Annotated in this window: 17 protein-coding genes; 3 read left to right on the top strand and 14 right to left on the bottom strand. The window is 62.6% G+C overall.

Translation table 11 applies throughout. The annotated features are described in order from the left end of the window. Entirely contained in the window at positions 1 to 1,410 is a 1,410-nt protein-coding gene (locus ACI2JX_RS10290) for an amidase (protein ID WP_404690022.1), read from the top strand. A gap of 134 nt (positions 1,411 to 1,544) precedes the next feature. Here the strand turns inward: ACI2JX_RS10290 and thiO are convergent, their stop codons facing one another. The 5 genes from thiO to pilV are packed head-to-tail and all read right to left on the bottom strand — an operon-like array spanning position 1,545 to position 4,567. Further along, positions 1,545 to 2,642: a glycine oxidase ThiO gene (gene thiO, locus ACI2JX_RS10285; protein ID WP_404690021.1), complete on the bottom strand. Its 1,098-nt coding sequence runs from the start codon at positions 2,640 to 2,642 to the stop codon at positions 1,545 to 1,547. Between the two features lie 39 nt (positions 2,643 to 2,681). Continuing rightward, entirely contained in the window at positions 2,682 to 3,080 is a 399-nt protein-coding gene (locus ACI2JX_RS10280; RefSeq protein ID WP_404690020.1) for a type IV pilin protein, read from the bottom strand. Between the two features lies 1 nt (position 3,081). Next, positions 3,082 to 3,564 carry a hypothetical protein gene (locus tag ACI2JX_RS10275; protein ID WP_404690019.1) on the bottom strand — a complete coding sequence of 161 codons (483 nt, stop codon included), beginning with the start codon at positions 3,562 to 3,564 and terminating at the stop codon, positions 3,082 to 3,084. Beyond that, a complete protein-coding gene (locus ACI2JX_RS10270; RefSeq protein ID WP_264237195.1) occupies positions 3,561 to 4,214 on the bottom strand; it encodes a PilW family protein in 654 nt (217 codons plus the stop codon). The genes ACI2JX_RS10275 and ACI2JX_RS10270 overlap by 4 nt, the downstream gene beginning before the upstream one ends. Further along, positions 4,211 to 4,567 carry a type IV pilus modification protein PilV gene (gene pilV / locus ACI2JX_RS10265; protein WP_404690018.1) on the bottom strand — a complete coding sequence of 119 codons (357 nt, stop codon included), beginning with the start codon at positions 4,565 to 4,567 and terminating at the stop codon, positions 4,211 to 4,213. The genes ACI2JX_RS10270 and pilV overlap by 4 nt, the downstream gene beginning before the upstream one ends. Positions 4,568 to 4,677: 110 nt before the next feature. Between pilV and ACI2JX_RS10260 the strand changes: the two genes are divergently transcribed. After that, entirely contained in the window at positions 4,678 to 5,169 is a 492-nt protein-coding gene (locus ACI2JX_RS10260; protein WP_404690017.1) for a GspH/FimT family pseudopilin, read from the top strand. On the opposite strand, the gene ispH is transcribed toward ACI2JX_RS10260, so the two are convergent. The 6 genes from ispH to murJ form a co-directional block, all read right to left on the bottom strand. Beyond that, positions 5,170 to 6,117 (bottom strand): 4-hydroxy-3-methylbut-2-enyl diphosphate reductase, encoded by a 948-nt coding sequence (ispH, locus tag ACI2JX_RS10255; RefSeq protein ID WP_404690016.1) that lies wholly within the window; start codon positions 6,115 to 6,117, stop codon positions 5,170 to 5,172. It lies immediately after the preceding gene. A 14-nt stretch (positions 6,118 to 6,131) separates the two neighbouring features. Further along, positions 6,132 to 6,569, bottom strand: a complete 438-nt coding sequence (fkpB, locus tag ACI2JX_RS10250; protein WP_186553670.1) for an FKBP-type peptidyl-prolyl cis-trans isomerase — start codon at positions 6,567 to 6,569, stop codon at positions 6,132 to 6,134. After that, a complete protein-coding gene (lspA, locus tag ACI2JX_RS10245; protein WP_404690015.1) occupies positions 6,562 to 7,077 on the bottom strand; it encodes a signal peptidase II in 516 nt (171 codons plus the stop codon). The genes fkpB and lspA overlap by 8 nt, the downstream gene beginning before the upstream one ends. Continuing rightward, positions 7,070 to 9,901 carry an isoleucine--tRNA ligase gene (gene ileS, locus ACI2JX_RS10240; RefSeq protein WP_264237198.1) on the bottom strand — a complete coding sequence of 944 codons (2,832 nt, stop codon included), beginning with the start codon at positions 9,899 to 9,901 and terminating at the stop codon, positions 7,070 to 7,072. Before ileS ends, lspA begins: the two co-directional genes overlap by 8 nt. Next, positions 9,898 to 10,848 (bottom strand): bifunctional riboflavin kinase/FAD synthetase, encoded by a 951-nt coding sequence (ribF, locus tag ACI2JX_RS10235; protein WP_404690174.1) that lies wholly within the window; start codon positions 10,846 to 10,848, stop codon positions 9,898 to 9,900. Before ribF ends, ileS begins: the two co-directional genes overlap by 4 nt. A gap of 117 nt (positions 10,849 to 10,965) precedes the next feature. Next, positions 10,966 to 12,504: a murein biosynthesis integral membrane protein MurJ gene (gene murJ / locus ACI2JX_RS10230; RefSeq protein WP_404690014.1), complete on the bottom strand. Its 1,539-nt coding sequence runs from the start codon at positions 12,502 to 12,504 to the stop codon at positions 10,966 to 10,968. Between the two features lie 249 nt (positions 12,505 to 12,753). Between murJ and rpsT the strand changes: the two genes are divergently transcribed. Next, positions 12,754 to 13,032 carry a 30S ribosomal protein S20 gene (rpsT, locus tag ACI2JX_RS10225; protein ID WP_010220592.1) on the top strand — a complete coding sequence of 93 codons (279 nt, stop codon included), beginning with the start codon at positions 12,754 to 12,756 and terminating at the stop codon, positions 13,030 to 13,032. A 163-nt stretch (positions 13,033 to 13,195) separates the two neighbouring features. Here the strand turns inward: rpsT and ACI2JX_RS10220 are convergent, their stop codons facing one another. From ACI2JX_RS10220 to ACI2JX_RS10210, 3 genes are read right to left on the bottom strand one after another with little or no spacing between them, the layout of a single operon-like run. Then, positions 13,196 to 15,496, bottom strand: a complete 2,301-nt coding sequence (locus tag ACI2JX_RS10220) for a PqiB family protein (RefSeq protein WP_264237200.1) — start codon at positions 15,494 to 15,496, stop codon at positions 13,196 to 13,198. Continuing rightward, positions 15,489 to 16,112, bottom strand: a complete 624-nt coding sequence (locus ACI2JX_RS10215) for a paraquat-inducible protein A (protein WP_264237201.1) — start codon at positions 16,110 to 16,112, stop codon at positions 15,489 to 15,491. The genes ACI2JX_RS10220 and ACI2JX_RS10215 overlap by 8 nt, the downstream gene beginning before the upstream one ends. Next, a complete protein-coding gene (locus ACI2JX_RS10210; protein ID WP_392464105.1) occupies positions 16,099 to 16,758 on the bottom strand; it encodes a paraquat-inducible protein A in 660 nt (219 codons plus the stop codon). The genes ACI2JX_RS10215 and ACI2JX_RS10210 overlap by 14 nt, the downstream gene beginning before the upstream one ends. Positions 16,759 to 17,060: the final 302 nt, after the last annotated feature.

Below are 17,060 nucleotides of genomic sequence, written 5' to 3'. Positions count from 1 at the left end.
ATGACTGGCAAGACCGCTATCGGCGAACTCACCGCCGTCGAACTGCTCGAGCTGTTCCGCCAGCGCCAGCTGTCACCTGTTGAAGTAGTTGACGATGTACTGGCGCGCATCGATCGCCACAATCCGGCGGTGAACGCCTATTGCCATGTCGACGGCGAAGGCGCTCGCGCCGCCGCCCGCGCCAGCGAACAACGCTGGCAGCGCGGCGAACCCTGTGGCCGGCTGGATGGCGTGCCTGCTTCGATCAAAGACCTGACCCTGACCCGCGGCATGCCCACGCGCAAGGGCTCGCTGACCACGTCGGCGGCTGGCCCTTGGGAGGTGGACGCGCCCTTCTCTGCCTTCATGCGTGAGGCCGGGGCGGTACTGGTGGGCAAGACCACCACGCCCGAGTTCGGCTGGAAAGGCGTCACTGACAATCCGCTGTATGGCATTACCCGCAATCCTTGGGACACGCGCCTGACCGCAGGTGGCTCGTCGGGCGGTGCGGCGGCGGCAGCAGCGCTCAACCTTGGCGTGTTGCATCAGGGCAGCGATGCCGGTGGTTCGATCCGCATTCCCTGTGCCTTCACTGGCACCTTCGGGATCAAGCCGACCTTTGGTTATGTGCCGCAGTGGCCGGCCAGCGCCATGACCCTGCTGTCGCACCTGGGGCCGATGACCCGAACGGTCGATGATGCGGTGCTGATGCTCGATTGCGTGGCTCGGCCCGATCCACGCGACGGCCTGGCCGGGGCGCCGCGGCAGGTGCCGTGGTTGAGTGACGATCAAGATCTGAACGGCCTGCGCATCGCCTACAGCGCCGATTTTGGCTACGTGAAGGTCGACCCGCAGATTCAGGCGCTGACCGCGCAAGCAGTGCAACGCCTGGCACGGTTGGGCGCGCAGGTGGAGGAAGTCGATCCGGGTTTTGCCGATCCGCTCGATACCTTCAACACCTTGTGGTTCGCCGGGGCGGCGCGGCTGGCCAGCCAATTGTCGCCGGCGCAGCGTGACCTGCTCGACCCGGGGTTGCGCTGGATCGCCGAGCGCGGTGCGGATATCAGCCTGAATCAGTACACCGAGGCACTGGAAGCACGGGCTGAGTTGGTGGCGCGGATGAATGCCTTCCATCAGCGCTATGACGTGCTGGTGTCGCCGATGATGCCGCTGGTGGCGTTCGAGGCCGGGCACAATGTGCCGCCTGGGTCAGGCATGGGCCAGTGGATGGAGTGGACGCCGTTCAGCTATCCGTTCAACTTGACCCAGCAGCCAGCGGCGTCGGTGCCTTGCGGGTTTACTCGCGAGGGGCTACCGGTGGGGCTGCAGGTGGTGGCTGGGCGATTTGCCGATGAGCAGGTGTTGCGGGTGTGCAAGGTGTATGAGCAGCATTATCCGAGTCGGCATTTGCAGGCGCCAGTCGTGGGTTAAGCGGTGCCTTCGCCATCGCTATCGCGGGGCAAGCCCGCTCCCACGCCAAGTTGCAAGCCCGCTTACATCAAGTTGCAAGCCCGCTTACGTCAAGTGGCCCTGCGTGGGAGCGGGCTTGCCCCGCGATAGCGATTTCAGCCCAAACGCCCAGCCGGGGCGTACGGCGCGGGATCGATGATCGGCTCGGCACCGGTCAACAGATCGCAAAACAGCTGGCACGATGCTGGCGCCAGCACCAGGCCATTGCGGTAATGCCCACAGTTCAACCACAACCCCTGATGCCCCGGCACCGGCCCGATATACGGAATGCCCTCAGGCGAGCCTGGCCGCAACCCCGCCCAATGCCCCACCACAGTGGCATCGGCCAACGCCGGTAACAGCTCCACCGCCGAGGCTTTCAAGCTTTCAAGCGCATCCTCGGTCGGCGTCTTGTCATAGCCCGCATGCTCCAGGGTACTGCCCACCAGAATATGCCCATCGCGCCGAGGGATCGCATAACGCCCTTTGGCCAGGACCATGCTCGGCAAGAAATCTTCCGCGCACTTGAACAAGATCATCTGCCCTTTGACCGGCTCGACCGGCAACTCCAGGCCCAGCGTGCGCAGCAGATCGCCACTCCAAGCGCCAGCGCTGAGCACCACCTCATCGGCACTGAGCACACCTTCGGCGCTCTGCACGCCAGTGATGCGTCCAGCGTGCTGACAGAAACCTGTGATCTGGCAGTGCTCGCGCAAGCTCACGTTCGGCAGCGCCAGCAGCGCGGCCTTGAGCGATTTGACCAAGCGCGGATTACGCACGTTGGCCACGCCCTCCATGAAGATCGCCCGCTTGAAGCCCGCACCCAGCACGGGCACGGCGTCGTACGCGGCCGAGATATCCATAGCGCTCAGCGGACGCTGCTCGCGCTCGGCCCAAGCCAACGCATCAGCTTGGTCATCGAGGTCGAGCCAGTACAGGCCGGTGGTGTGCACTTCGGGATCGACACCTGTACTGGCGAACAGGCGCTCGCCCAGCTGTGGATAAAAATCCTGCGACCAGTGCGCCAGGGCGGTCACGGCCGGGCTGTAGCGCCAGGGATAGAGCGGCGAGACGATGCCGCCACCGGCCCAGGACGATTCGCGGCCGACTTCGCCTTGATCACATACCACCACCTGGTCGACCTTTGCCGCCAGGTTGAACGCAGTCAGCAGGCCGATCACCCCACCGCCGACAATCACTACTTGCTTGCTCATCTGTCGATCCAACACCTGAAAAAACCGAGATATCCCCGTTCAACCGCCCCAGCAGTCGCGCTCATCGCCCTCGCTGCTGGGGTTGCTGCGCACACCCGCCTGGTCGAGCTGAAAATCGCCACAGCGGTCATGCTCCATCAAGCTACCCGGCAAGCGCCTGGCCAGCAGCCGAAAGCGCTCGTCGTCACGTTGCGCGTGCAGGCTGTAATAGCGGCTGCCGGCGGGCAAGGAAACTAGCTGATGGTCGCTGTCGACGTACTGTCCGCTCTGCGCATGGTGGCGCTCCAGGCGCAAGGCGGCGTCATGCAGCAGGCCGACCACTTCGCTGCGCGCGGCGCGGCGCAACTGGTCGCTGTAACTGGGGTAGGCAATGGCTGCCAGAATGCCGGTGACGGCCACGACAATCAACAACTCGATCAGGCTCAGGCCTTGCTGCATGTCATGGCTCCCTCAATCTCTGCCGCCAGAGGATTCTGTGCAGCGCAGTGGGTTGACCGGCTTCAATCGCGTACACCGCTTCCAGCACCTGCCGCGCGTTGCTCTGCTGACTTACCGCAGTGACCCGATACAAGGTCACCTGCAAGCCTGCCGGCAGGTGCGCGGCCCGGGAGCTCTCGCCCAGGTTCTGCAAAAAGAAAAAGCCGCTGTTGCCAGCTTGCCAGCCGCCCTGCCTGCCTCGTAGGTCGAACGCATCCCCTGGGGGCATGCACGGTTGGCAGGCTGGCGGCGGAGCAAGCACCAGCCGCGCCGCGCCCTCCAGCAGGGCTGCTTCGGCTTGCTCCAGGGCGCGCGCGTTGGCCAGCAACTGACTGGCCAGGCGTGTCTGCAGCAAGCCATCGCTTAAGGCCGAGGCCGCGAGCAAGCCAAGCAGTAAACTGAGCACCAGGCTGATCAGCAGCACCATGCCGCGCTGGCGCTTCATGACTCGGGCAGCCGGTTTCTGAGTGCCACACTGATGCCATGGCGTTGCTCGATGGAAAACTGCGGGTCGAACAGGGTCAATTGCACATCGACACGCTCGCCTTCCTCGCTCGCCACCAGCGTTGCACGCAGGTCTCGGACATTGTCGATCAACGGCTGCGAAGCGCCATTACGCATCAGGGTCAGGCGCGAATCGCGCAGCAGATAGGTATGTCGACTGATGGCAAATGCCAGGGTCTGCTCGCTGCCTGGCTGTGGGCCATTTCTCACCTGCGCCCAGCTTCGGCAGTCGGTCAGCACGGTCCAGGCGGGGCGGCTGCCGCTGCCAGGTAATTGCGCGACTATCAGGCTCAGGCCCTGTCCGCCTTGGATGACCTGCACAGGGCTAGCGAAGGCCGTGGCGAGTGCAGGGTTTTCGAAATGACTCGGTTGCAGGCGCAGGCAGCCGAACATGCCCGTCATGCGGATATCCTGCGCCATGCGCTGCAAGGCCAAGCGGGCATCGTCCTGCAATTGCGCTACAGCGCCTTGCAGCCGCCAGCTCTGCACACTCGCGACGAATACCTGGCTCGCTGCTGCCAAAAGGGTAAGGCCCAAGGCCAATGCCAGCAGCCCTTCGAGCAGGCTGAAACCGTGCTGACGGGCGCTCATAGCTGGCCTTGCAAGTTGATGCCCTGGCGCTCGGCCGTGCCTGCGCCCGGCCAGTGGATATCCACCACCAGCATGTCGCCGGTGTGCACTACCCTGCCCTGGGCCCGTGCGCCCAAGGACGCTTTGACCTGGGCCTGCCACTGAGACAGCGCGCTAGCCTCCAGCCGACCTGCAGCCCTGGCGTTTTCCAGCATGCCTTGCGCCAGGTACACCGCTTGGGTGTCGCGCCGGGCGCTATCGGTGGCCTGCAGTGCACGCAGTTGCAACCCAGCGCTGGCGATCAAGCCCAACGCCAGCACTACTACCGCAATCATGACCTCAAGCAAGGTCATTCCACGCTGCCTCATACGCATGGGTGTGCTCCTTGGGAAATTTCCCGCTAGCTGCCAGCAATCCGGCCGACTAGACCCGTTGGCCGTCGTCCGCAAAGCTAAAGCGAAGCAGTTCCAGGGAGGAATGCAGCGTGAAGCAACAGGGCGTAACACTGATACAAATGATGTTTGCGCTGGCCCTGGCCGGGGTTCTGACACAGCTTGCGGCGCCGGCCTACAACGCAATCAGCAAAGACCTGCAACGGGCAACCGCCGCCCGCGAACTGGCGCAGGCACTGCGCAGTGCGCGCGGCCAAGCCTTGCTGTTGCAACAAGCGGTGGCAGTGCAACCCTTACAGGGTGACTGGGGGATCGGCTGGCGGGTGCTGCGCGTGCACAGCGGTGAGTTGCTGCGCGAGCAACGTCTTGGCACAAACCTGAAGATCGTCGGCAGCTTGGGTAATGAAGTGCGGTTCAGTGCGCAGGGCATTCCATTGCGGGGCAATGGCGGTTTCTTGGGGGGGACGCTGGAGGTCTGCGGCCAGCCCGACGATGCCGAGCGGCGCCAGGTGGTGCTGGCGCCTAGCGGCAGGGTGAGCCTGCGCACAGACGCGGCCGCAAGGCCACTGTGCGCAGGCAGCTGATCAGATCAGCGAACGCACCCGCAGCTCCTTGGGCATGGAGAAGGTGATGTTCTCCTCACGTCCATCGAGCTCTTCGGCGCCAGTGGCGCCCCACGACTTGAGCTGGTCGATCACCCCGCGCACCAGCACCTCGGGTGCCGAGGCGCCAGCGGTGATGCCGATGCGGCCGATACCGTCGAACCAGCCTTGCTGCAGGTCTTCGGCACCGTCGATCAGGTAGGCCGGGGTGCCCATGCGCTCGGCCAGCTCACGCAGGCGGTTGGAGTTGGAGCTGTTCGGGCTACCGACGACCAGCACCACATCGCACTCGTCTGCCAGTTGCTTGACCGCGTCCTGGCGGTTCTGGGTGGCGTAGCAGATGTCGTCCTTGCGCGGGCCGCCGATATTCGGGAAGCGTGCGCGCAGGGCATCGATGACGCGACTGGTGTCGTCCATCGACAGCGTGGTCTGGGTGACGAAGGCCAGGTGGTCAGGGTCGCGCACTTGCAGGCTGGCCACGTCCTTCTCGTCTTCGACGAGGTAGATCGAGCCGCCGTTGCTGGCGTCGTACTGGCCCATGGTGCCTTCGACTTCCGGGTGCCCGGCGTGGCCGATGAGGATGCATTCACGCCCGTCGCGGCTGTACTTGGCCACTTCGATATGCACCTTGGTCACCAGCGGACAGGTCGCGTCGAACACCTTCAGGCCGCGCCCGGCCGCTTCCTGGCGCACGGCCTGGGAAACGCCATGGGCGCTGAAGATGACGATGACATCGTCCGGCACCTGGTCGAGCTCCTCGACGAAGATCGCGCCGCGGTTGCGCAGGTCTTCGACCACGAACTTGTTGTGCACCACTTCGTGACGCACATAGATCGGCGGACCGAAGACTTCCAGGGCGCGGTTGACGATCTCGATCGCCCGATCGACCCCCGCGCAGAAGCCGCGAGGGTTGGCGAGTTTGATTTGCATGCTCAGCTCCTGGCTTACAGGGCCTTCACTGCGAGGATCTCCACCTCGAAGCTCAGGGTCTTGCCAGCCAATGGGTGATTGAAGTCGATGGTCACCTGGGCATCGTCGAAGGCTTTGACTACCCCCGGCAGCTCCGCGTTGGCGGCATCGTTGAAGATCACCAGCAGGCCTTCGGAGAGTTCCATGTCAGCGAACTGCGAACGCGGCATCACTTGCACGTTCTGCGGGTTCGGCTGGCCGAAGGCGTTTTCTGGGGCGACAGTGACGGTGCGCTTGTCACCGGCCTTGAAGCCGAACAGCGCGGCTTCGAAACCAGGCAGCAGGTTGCCATCACCCACTTTGAACACGGCCGGGGCCTTGTCGAACGTGCTGTCGACGGTGTCGCCGTTCTCCAGGTGCAACGCGAAGTGCAGGGTGACTTCGGTGTTCTGGCCAATACGGGTCTCAGTCATGCACAGGCTCCTCGGACTTCTTGCTCTTGAACATATCCAGCGCCAGCATCACCGCACCGACGGTAATGGCGCTGTCGGCCACGTTGAAGGCCGGGAAATACCAGCGGTTCTGCCAGTGCACCAGGATGAAGTCGACCACGTGACCGAGCACGATGCGGTCGTACAGGTTGCCCAGCGCACCGCCCAGTACCAGGGCCAGGGCCACTGCCAGCCAGGTCTCGTTGCGCCCCAGGCGCTTGAGCCAGACCACCAGTACGGCGCTGACCACCAGGGCGATCAGGGCGAACAGCCAGCGCTGCCAGCCGGAACTGTCAGCCAGGAAGCTGAACGCCGCGCCGGTGTTGTAGGCCAGGGTCCAGCTGAAGTAGTCGGGAATCACCACGATCTGCTGGTACAGGCTCAAGGCACCTTCGAAATAGACCTTGGTGGCCTGGTCGATGACCAGCACCACCAGGCTCAGCCAGAGCCAGGCAAGGCGCCCGAAGCGCCCCGCAACAGAGTTAGGCATAGTGGCGCACCTCACCGGAACCGCTCAGGTTGTCGACGCAACGCGAGCAGATTTCTGGATGCTCAGGATTAGCCCCGACGTCGGCGCGGAAGTGCCAGCAACGGCCGCACTTGGCGTGACCGGACTTGACCACTTTGAGCTTCAGGCCTTCGACTTCGGTAGCTACGGCATCGGCCGGCGCCTGTACGAACGGCACCACGCTGGCGGCGGAGGTGATCAGCACGAAGCGCAGCTCGTCGCCCAGCTTGGCCAGATCGGCGCTCAGGCCTTCTTCGGCGAACAGGGTGACTTCTGCCTGCAGGTTGCCACCGATGGCTTTGGCCGCACGCTGGTTCTCCAGCTCTTTGTTGACCGCTGCCTTGACCGCCATGACGCGGTCCCAGTAGGCGCGATCCAGCTCGAAGCCTTCTGGCAGCTCGGACAACCCTTCATACCAGGTGTTGAGCATCACCGATTCGTTGCGCTCGCCCGGCAGGTACTGCCACAGCTCATCGGCAGTGAACGCCAGGATCGGCGCGATCCAGCGCACCAGGGCCTCGCTGATGTGGTACAGCGCGGTCTGGCAGGAACGGCGGGCGACACTGTTGGCGCCGGTGGTGTACTGGCGGTCCTTGATGATGTCGAGGTAGAAGCCGCCCAGCTCCTGCACGCAGAAGTTGTGGATCTTCGAGTAGACGTTCCAGAAACGGTACTCGCTGTAGTGCTCTTCCAGCTCGCGTTGCAGCAGCAGGGTGCGGTCCACTGCCCAGCGATCCAGCGCCAGCATGTCTTCGGCCGGCAGCAGGTCGCGGGCCGGGTCGAAGCCGGACAGGTTGGAGAGCAGGAAGCGCGCAGTGTTACGGATCCGCCGGTAGGCGTCGGCGCTGCGCTGCAAGATCTGGTCGGAGACCGCCATCTCGCCGGAATAGTCAGTGGCCGAAACCCACAGGCGCATGATGTCGGCGCCCAGGGTGTCGTTGACCTTCTGCGGCTCGATGGTGTTGCCCAGCGACTTGGACATCTTGCGGCCGTTTTCATCGACGGTGAAGCCGTGCGTCAGCAGCTCGCGGTACGGCGCGTGGTTGTCGATGGCGCAGCCGGTCAGCAACGAGGAGTGGAACCAACCACGGTGCTGGTCGGACCCTTCCAGGTACAGGTCGGCACGCGGGCCGGTGGCATGGCCGATGTCGTGCGAGCCGCGCAGCACGTGCCAGTGGGTGGTACCGGAGTCGAACCAGACGTCAAGGGTGTCGGTGATCTTGTCGTACTGGTCGGCTTCGGCGCCGAGCAGTTCGGCGGCGTCCAGCTTGAACCAGGCTTCGATGCCCTCTTGCTCAACGCGCTTGGCGACTTCTTCCATCAGTTCAGCGGTACGCGGGTGCAGCTCACCGCTTTGCTTGTCGAGGAAGAACGGGATCGGTACGCCCCAGTTACGCTGACGCGAAATGCACCAGTCGGGACGGTTGGCGATCATCGCGTGCAGGCGGGCCTGGCCCCAGGCCGGAACGAACTTGGTCTCCTCGATGGCCTTGAGCGCGCGCTCGCGCAGGGTGTCGCCGGTGTTTGGCTTGCGGTCCATGCCGATGAACCACTGCGCGGTGGCGCGGTAGATCAGCGGCGACTTGTGGCGCCAGCAGTGCATGTAGCTGTGGCTGATGGTCTCGGTGTGCAGCAGCGCACCGACTTCCTGCAGCTTATCGACGATTGCCGGGTTGGCTTTCCAGATGAACTGGCCGCCGAAGAATTCCAGGCTTGGCACGTACACGCCATTGCTTTGTACCGGAGTGAGGATGTCGTCGTTGACCATGCCATAGCGCTTGCAGGTGACGAAGTCGTCTTCACCATAGGCAGGCGAGGAGTGAACCACACCGGTGCCGGCGCCCAGCTCGACGTAGTCGGCCAGGTAGATCGGCGACAGGCGGTCGTAGAACGGGTGGCGGAAGTTGATCAGTTCCAGTGCCGAACCTGGCGCGGTAGCGATCACCGAGCCTTCCAGGTTGTAGCGCTTGAGGCACGCCTCGACCAGCTCTTCAGCCAGCACCAGCAGACGCTCGCCGGTATCGACCAGGGCGTAGTTGAACTCCGGGTGGATGTTCAGCGCCTGGTTGGCCGGGATGGTCCACGGGGTGGTGGTCCAGATCACGATGGCAGTGGGCTTGGCCAGGCTGGCCAGGCCGAAGGCGGCGGCCAACTTGTCAGCGTCGGCAACCGGGAAGGCGACGTCTATGGTCTGCGACTTCTTGTCGGCGTACTCGACTTCGGCTTCGGCCAGTGCCGAGCCACAGTCGAAGCACCAGTTCACAGGCTTGAGACCCTTGAACACGAAGCCTTGCTTGACGATTTCGGCCAGCGCGCGGATCTCGCCCGCTTCGTTGGCGAAGTTCATCGTCTTGTAGGGATTCTCCCAGTCACCCAGCACACCCAGGCGGATGAACTCGGTCTTCTGCCCTTCGATCTGCTCGGCGGCATAGGCGCGGCACAGCTCGCGGGTCTGGTCGGCGCTCAGGTGCTTGCCGTGGGTGACTTCGACCTTGTGTTCGATCGGCAGGCCGTGGCAGTCCCAGCCCGGGACATACGGCGCGTCGAAACCGGAGAGGGTCTTGGAGCGGACAATCATGTCCTTGAGAATCTTGTTCAGCGCATGACCGATGTGGATCTTGCCGTTGGCATAGGGTGGGCCGTCGTGCAGGACGAACTTGGGACGATCCTTGCCAATCTCGCGCAACTTCCGGTACAGGCCAATGCTGTCCCAGCGCTGCAGGATCTGCGGTTCGCGCTGGGGCAGGCCGGCCTTCATCGGGAAGGCGGTGTCCGGAAGGTTAAGCGTGGCTTTGTAGTCGGTCATTTCAGGCTCTTCGTTAGCGGTTGAGCGTGCCAGTGGGCACGTGCGGCGGCGATGTCCGCGTCGATCGCCGACTTCAGCGCCTCCAGGGAGGCGAATCGCTGCTCTTCGCGCAGCTTTTGGTGGAATTCCACCGTCAGGCGCCGGCCATACAGGTCGCCGGCAAAATCCAATAGATGAATCTCAAGGTGAGGACGCCCGTCACCCGCGACGGTGGGGCGTACTCCGATATTGGCCACACCCGGCCAGACCTTGCCGTCGATCTCGGCGCTGGTCAGGTAGACCCCGCTGAGCGGGACCCGGCGGCGCTTGAGCTGGATGTTGGCGGTCGGCGTACCGAGTTGGCGGGCCAGCTTCTGGCCATGCAGTACACGCCCGGTAATGGTGTAGCGCCGGCCGAGCAGGTGCGCGGCAAGCTCGAAGTCGGCGTTGGCCAGCGCGGTGCGCACTTTGGTGCTGCTCACGCGCAGGCCGTCCTGGACCACGGTATTGGCCGCTTCGACGCTAAAGCCATACTGTTTGCCGGCTTCGACCAGGAAAGCGAAGTCGCCTGCGCGGTCGCAGCCGAAGCGGAAGTCGTCGCCGACCTCCAGGTGGCGAACACCCAGGCCATCGACCAGGATCGCCTTGACGAAGGCATCGGCACTGAGCTTGCTCAGGCGCTGGTTGAAGGCCAGGCACAGCACCCGGTCGATACCCTCGCCGGCGAGCAGCTCGACCTTGTCGCGCAAGCGGGCCAGGCGCGCAGGGGCGGTTTCGGGCGCGAAGTACTCGCGGGGCTGCGGTTCGAAGATCACCACGCAGGTGGGCAGGCCCAGGTCCTGGCCGCGCTCACGCAGGCGCGCCAGGATTGCCTGGTGGCCACGGTGAACCCCGTCGAAGTTGCCAATGGTGGCGACACAGCCCCGATGCTCGGGGCGCAGGTTGTGAAGACCTCGAACCAGCTGCATAACGCGCTTCTTGCTCATAAAGTGGTCGATTATAACCACACCCGGGCGCTGGTGACAGGCAGCAGCGCCATGGGGTGGCGTGGAATGTGAAAAACCGACGCTTGGCCGGTCAGCGCCTCAGTGCAGGGCCTTGCGGGCAAAATGCCGGGGGCGGAAACCGCACAGGTACAGGCAACCAAAATAGGTCACCACGCCCGCTGCGATCAACGCGCCCAAACGCAGGAAACGCTCGAGCATCCCGCCCAGCTCCCAGGCTGGCATGTAGTGCATGCCAGCCAGCAACACCGCTGACATCAAGCCCACCGCCAGCACCAGCTTGAGCAGGAACCGCGTCCAGCCCGGCTGCGGCTGGAACAGGTCCTGGCTGCGCAGCTTCCAGAACAGCAAGCCGGCGTTGAGGCAGGCACCAATGCTGATCGCCAGGGCCAGGCCGGCGTGGGCAAGCGGGCCGACCAGCACCAGGTTGAGCAGCTGGGTGGAGATCAGGGTGAAGATCGCGATCTTTACTGGGGTGCGGATATTTTGCTGGGCATAGAAGCCCGGGGCCAGCACCTTGACCAGAATGATCGCCAGCAGGCCGACCGAATAGGCGACCAGCGCGCGCTGGGTCATGGCCGCGTCGAAGGCGGTGAACTTGCCGTACTGGAACAGTGCCACGGTCAATGGCTCGGCCAGAATCGCCAGGGCCAGGGTACATGGCAGCACCAGCAAGAAGCACAGGCGCAGGCCCCAGTCGAGAATCCGCGAGTACTCATCGCGGTCGCGGTTGGCATAGGTCTTGGCCAGGGTTGGCAGCAAGATCGTGCCCAGGGCCACGCCCAGCACCCCGGACGGCAGCTCCATCAGACGATCGGCGTAGTACATCCACGACACCGAACCCGCCACCAGGAACGAGGCGAAAATGGTGTTGATGATCAGCGAGATCTGGCTGACCGAGACGCCAAGGATCGCCGGCAGCATCTGCTTGAGCACGCGCCACACCCCGCTATCGCGCAGGTTCAGGCGTGGCAGCACGAGCATGCCGATCTTCTTCAGCGCTGGCAGTTGATACAGCAGCTGGGCCAGCCCGCCGGCCAGCACACCCCAGGCCAGGGCCATGATGGGTGGATCGAAGTACGGGGTAAGCAGCAGGGCGAAGGCGATCATCGCGACGTTGAGCAGGGTCGGGGTGAACGCCGGGACCGAGAAACGGTTCCAGGTATTGAGGATCGCGCCTACCAGCGACGACAGCGAGATCAGCAATATATAGGGGAAGGTCACCCGCAGCAGGTCGGTGGTCAGCGCGTATTTTTCCGCGTCATCGACAAATCCAGGCGCGGTGATCCAGACCACCCACGGCGCGGCAAGGATGCCCAGCGCAGTGACCAAAGCCAGGACCAAGGTCAACAAGCCACTTATATAGGCGACGAAGGTACGGGTCGCCTCCTCGCCCTGCTGGGTCTTGTACTCGGCCAGAATCGGCACGAAGGCCTGGGAGAAAGCACCTTCGGCGAAGATCCGGCGTAGCAGATTGGGCAGCTTGAAGGCGATGAAAAAGGCGTCGGTGGCAACGCCGGCGCCAAAAACGCGCGCCAGGATGGTGTCGCGGACGAAGCCCAACACCCGCGAAATCATGGTGATGGAACTGACTGCAGCCAGGGATTTGAGCAGGTTCATCGAAAAATTTTCACGCCGGGGACGGAGGACGCTACTAATGACGTCCAGATGTGCGATACTCCCGCGCCTTCGCAGGGGAGCCAAAATTCCCGAGTTTACAGGTCGCGGCGCAGAAAGGAATATTTCCCTCTCGCGGACCCACCACTCGGCGGAACCCTGCAGGTGGCCTTGACATCCGTCGTATGCATCGGCATGATTCGCGGCCTATTTTGTTTGCTATTTTCCTAAAGTCTTTCAAGGAGCTCGACGGTGGCCAACTCACCTTCCGCCAAGAAACGCGCAAAACAGGCTGAGAAGCGTCGCAGCCACAACGCCAGCCTGCGTTCCATGGTCCGCACCTACATCAAGAATGTAGTTAAAGCCATTGACGCAAAAGACGCCGAAAAAGCGCAAGCCGCCTACACCCTGGCTGTGCCTGTAATCGACCGTATGGCCGACAAAGGTATCATCCACAAGAACAAGGCTGCTCGCCACAAAGGCCGTCTGAATGGCCACATCAAGGCGCTGAAAGAAGCTGCAGCTGCCTAAGCGACGCGCTTGTCCAAAAACCGACCCTAGGGTCGGTTTTTTATTGCCTGTGATTTGAGTCTGGGTCGGCGTCGACCTCTTCGCGGGAAAGCCCGCTCCCATAGGGGCTGCGCTGATGTTAAGTCAGCGCAGATCTTGTGGGAGCGAATGGGCGGTGCTGGGTCTACTTGCCTAGCTGAATCTTTGGCGCCCACTGCAGCCAGGCCTCTTCGGGCTTGTCGAACAAGGCGAAGGTCTGCTGCGGCCGCGCCGGGTTGCCCATCTGCTCACCATCAGGGGTGGCAAAGGCGATGCCGCCGTCTATCAGGGTCTCCAGCGACTCGGTACGTACCGTAGCGCCTTTGAACAGGCCCCAGTCGAAGCCAAAGCCGCTGCTGTTCCAGAACCGGCTGCCGCCGCGCACCAGCGCCGCATAGCGTGGCTCGATGAGGATATGGATCAGTACACGATCAGCACTCTGGCCCAGCTCGAAACCTGTCACCTTACCCACCGCCACTTCGCGATAAGTCACCGGCACGCCCGGCTTGATCGATCCTCGGCGCGGCGCGCTGAGGGTCAGCGGCAGTCCGATCTCCTGCCCCACTACCTCAGGTGCTTGGTCTAGGGCGATGAAATCACGCTGAGGGCCCTGGTTCTTCAGAGCAGGCTGCACTTCCAGATACTGACCGCCGATGAGGGTATCGAGGTTTTCAGTGCGCACCAGGCCCAACGCGGGCTTGACCACCCAGAACTGCGTGCCGACCCGGGTAATGCGTTCGGCGGCTTCGGTAATCCTCGCCCTGAGCAGCACAGCCTGTAGATCATCGGTCAGATCCGTACTTTCGATACTGCCGACATCCAGGCCACGGAAGCGAATCGGCGTACCGGGCTTCAAGCCGTCAGCGCGATCGACGCGAATGGTGATTAGGGTGCCTGCGCGATTCACCGCCTCTTCGCTGTCATGCAGACGGAAACGTGGAATATGCCGCTTGAGCTTCACATCCGGCCTTGGCGTATCGAAAGCGATACCGCCCGCCATGAGGGTCTGCAGCGACTCGCTCTTGACCTTGATCCCCGAAAGCCCACCGGTGAGGGTAATGCCGCTGGCATTCCAGAAGCGGCTCGAACCGTTGACCAGGTTGGCGTACTCCTTCTCGATGTGCACACCGATCAGGATGCGCTTGCTGTTGCGCGCGAACTGGTAGCTCTGCACGCTACCTACTTTGACTTGGCGGTACATCACCGGGCTGCCAACCTCGAGCGAGCCGAGCGTGTCAGCGAACAGCACCATGTGCAAACCTGGGGCTTTCAAGTCCAGTGGCGGCGCTTTGGGCCGGGCTTCGAACTCGCGTTGCGGGCGTGCGCCCTTCTCACCTGGGCGAATGGCGATGTAGTTACCTTTGACCAAGGCTTCCAGACCGGTGATACCGGCCAGGGAAATGGACGGCTTGACCACCCAGAACTGCGTCCCTTCGACCAGATAGTCTTCAGCGAGCGGATCGAGGGTCAGCTCAGCCATTGCACTGGTCAGGTCATCTTCGATTTTCAGGGTCTTCAGCGAGCCAACCTGAATGCCTTTGTACAGCACAGGCGTACGCCCGGCTTGCAAGCCTTCAAAGTCGCTCAGCCGAACCTTGATGCGGATGCCCGCCTGCGCTGCGTCGAAGTCCTCATAGAGGCGGAATGGCAGGCTTGGGTCGGTGGGTGGGCTGTCCTTGCGATGTTCAGGGGTGGCGAATGCGATACCGCCGGCAACGATGCTGCTCAGCGACTCGCTGCGCACTTTGACCCCGGACAGGTCGGCATCGATGCTGATGCCGCTGGCGTTCCAGAAACGCGTGTGTTTGCGCACCAGGCTGGCATAGGCAGGCTGGATGAAGACTTTGACCTCGACGGTGTCCTGGTCATCGGACAGGCGATAGCTCTTCACCCGACCGACCTGGATCTGCTTGTAGAACACCGGGCTGTCGCGGTTGAGCGAGCCGAGCCGGTCGGCCTTCAGAGTCAGGTGCAGGCCAGGCTCGGCATCAGACAGCGGCGGCGCTGCCGACAAGGCCTTGAAGCGCTTGGTCGGCTCGCCCTTGCCGGGGTCGACGGCGATGTAATTACCCGATACCAGTGTTTCCAGGCCCGAGATACCGGCGAGGGTGACGCTCGGCTTGACCAGCCAGAAGCGGGTTCCGGTGGTCAGGTGCTCGTCTGCCGCCTTGTTCATTTCAATGGTGGCGATCACCCCGGTATTGCTGCCCTTGGCATCGAGCACCAAGGCGGTGACCTTACCCACCGGCATACCTTTGTAGATGACTTCGGTCTTGTTGGCGACAATCCCCTCACCCGACTCGAAACGCACTTGAATCTCGACGCCGGCATCGCGATAGGCCTGCCAGCCGAGCCAGCCACCAATGATCAAGGCGATCAGCGGCAGGATCCAGATGGCCGACCAATTCGAAGCTGGGCGGGTTTTAGCCGTAGGCACATCACTCATGGTCGTCATCCGACTCCGTGTTATCCCAGATCAGTCGGGGATCAAAAGTTAAAGCAGCGAGCATCGTCAGAATCACCACAGAGGCGAAGGCGATGGCCCCCAGGTTGGCTTCGACACTGGCGATGCGGCCGAAATTCACCACTGCCACCAAGATGGCAATGACGAAGATATCCAGCATCGACCAGCGTCCGATGAATTCAATGAAGCGGTACATCCATATGCGCTGGCGCGCCGACAAGGGCTGATGGCGCTGCACCGAGTACAGCAAAAGACCAATGCCAACCAGCTTGAAGGTGGGCACCAAGATACTGGCGATGAACACCACCGCAGCAATAGGCAGCATGCCGTGCTTCATCAACGTGATAACCCCGGACATGATGGTGTCCGGACTGCCCTTGCCCAGCGAGCTGACGGTCATGATTGGCAGCACATTGGCTGGGATGTACAGCACCAATGCCGTGATCAGCAGCGCCCAGGTGCGCACGATGCTGTTGGGGCGGCGGGCATGTACGATGGCGCCACAGCGGGTACAGGTCTGCGAAGTCGCATCCGCTTGCTGTCTGTTCAGCTCATGGCATTCATTGCACACCAAAATACCTGCATCAATCGCCCGCATGCAGGTCCTCCCCCGACAAGGCCACCCAGATCTGGTGGGGCGACATCACCACTTCCAGCCAGACCTGAACCAGTAACAGGCTAATGAAACAAAACAGACCCAGGCCGATTGTCAGTTGCGCAAGGTCGACCAATTTGACGATGGCCACCAAAACGCCCATGAAATACACCTCAAGCATGCCCCACTCTTTCAGATGGTGGTAAATGCGGTAGATCAACAAGCCATAACTGCGCCCGATGTTCAGGCGAATGCTCAGCAACACCGCCAATTGGCAGAGCAGCTTGAGCAATGGGATGGCCATGCTGCACAGGAACACCACCACAGCGATCAGCTGCATTTGTGAGTTGTACAGGCCTAATACGCCACTCCAGACAGTGTCATCGGAGGTCTGGCCGAGTAGGTGCAGTTGCATGATCGGCAGGAAGTTCGCCGGTATATAAAGCAGCAAGGCCGTCAGCACCAGGGCCAGGCTGCGATTGACCACGTTATAGCGGTGAGCGTAGAGCTCGTAGCCGCAACGCGGACACAGGGCCTTTTCACCATGCTGCAAGGGCGGCTTGCGCAGCAGCAGGTCGCACTCGTGACAGGCTACGAGTTCGTCCAGGGGTAATTGGGCCAGCACTTCGGGGTCGACAGGGTTGGGCATAAGGGGATCTGAATGGAAGCGTGGGCTCTATTCTAGTGCTCTGACTCCAATTGTGGGAGCAGACGTTTGGCGCTGATGTGTGTCATGGCCTTTACACCGATCTCGTTGTTTGAGGAGTTGAGCGGGCGGGGCAGTTGCTATCGCGGAGCAAGCCCGCTCCCACGCATGCTTCGTCTCAACTGAGTCTGGTATCGATTAGGCTAATTTGGCGGAAGGCGGAAAAGACAAAACCCCTACCTGCTCGCGCAGATAGGGGTTTTGCGAAATGAATCTTGACGATGACCTACTCTCACATGGGGAAA

This window comes from Pseudomonas sp. NPDC088890 (assembly GCF_044900155.1).
GTDB classification, from domain to species: domain Bacteria; phylum Pseudomonadota; class Gammaproteobacteria; order Pseudomonadales; family Pseudomonadaceae; genus Aquipseudomonas; species Aquipseudomonas urmiensis.
This window is presented reverse-complemented; position numbering and strand designations above follow the sequence as displayed.

Excerpts from the sequence above, each read along its gene's own strand:
- ileS (WP_264237198.1), bottom strand. The coding sequence starts at position 9,901 with ATGACCGACTACAAAGCCACGCTTAACCTTCCGGACACCGCCTTCCCG.
- ACI2JX_RS10220 (WP_264237200.1), bottom strand. The coding sequence starts at position 15,496 with ATGAGTGATGTGCCTACGGCTAAAACCCGCCCAGCTTCGAATTGGTCG.
- ACI2JX_RS10215 (WP_264237201.1), bottom strand. The coding sequence starts at position 16,112 with ATGCGGGCGATTGATGCAGGTATTTTGGTGTGCAATGAATGCCATGAG.
- lspA (WP_404690015.1), bottom strand. The coding sequence starts at position 7,077 with ATGCCTAACTCTGTTGCGGGGCGCTTCGGGCGCCTTGCCTGGCTCTGG.
- ribF (WP_404690174.1), bottom strand. The coding sequence starts at position 10,848 with ATGCAGCTGGTTCGAGGTCTTCACAACCTGCGCCCCGAGCATCGGGGC.
- ispH (WP_404690016.1), bottom strand. The coding sequence starts at position 6,117 with ATGCAAATCAAACTCGCCAACCCTCGCGGCTTCTGCGCGGGGGTCGAT.
- thiO (WP_404690021.1), bottom strand. The coding sequence starts at position 2,642 with ATGAGCAAGCAAGTAGTGATTGTCGGCGGTGGGGTGATCGGCCTGCTG.
- ACI2JX_RS10290 (WP_404690022.1), top strand. The coding sequence starts at position 1 with ATGACTGGCAAGACCGCTATCGGCGAACTCACCGCCGTCGAACTGCTC.
- ACI2JX_RS10275 (WP_404690019.1), bottom strand. The coding sequence starts at position 3,564 with ATGAAGCGCCAGCGCGGCATGGTGCTGCTGATCAGCCTGGTGCTCAGT.
- murJ (WP_404690014.1), bottom strand. The coding sequence starts at position 12,504 with ATGAACCTGCTCAAATCCCTGGCTGCAGTCAGTTCCATCACCATGATT.
- ACI2JX_RS10270 (WP_264237195.1), bottom strand. The coding sequence starts at position 4,214 with ATGAGCGCCCGTCAGCACGGTTTCAGCCTGCTCGAAGGGCTGCTGGCA.
- fkpB (WP_186553670.1), bottom strand. The coding sequence starts at position 6,569 with ATGACTGAGACCCGTATTGGCCAGAACACCGAAGTCACCCTGCACTTC.
- ACI2JX_RS10280 (WP_404690020.1), bottom strand. The coding sequence starts at position 3,080 with ATGCAGCAAGGCCTGAGCCTGATCGAGTTGTTGATTGTCGTGGCCGTC.
- ACI2JX_RS10210 (WP_392464105.1), bottom strand. The coding sequence starts at position 16,758 with ATGCCCAACCCTGTCGACCCCGAAGTGCTGGCCCAATTACCCCTGGAC.
- pilV (WP_404690018.1), bottom strand. The coding sequence starts at position 4,567 with ATGCGTATGAGGCAGCGTGGAATGACCTTGCTTGAGGTCATGATTGCG.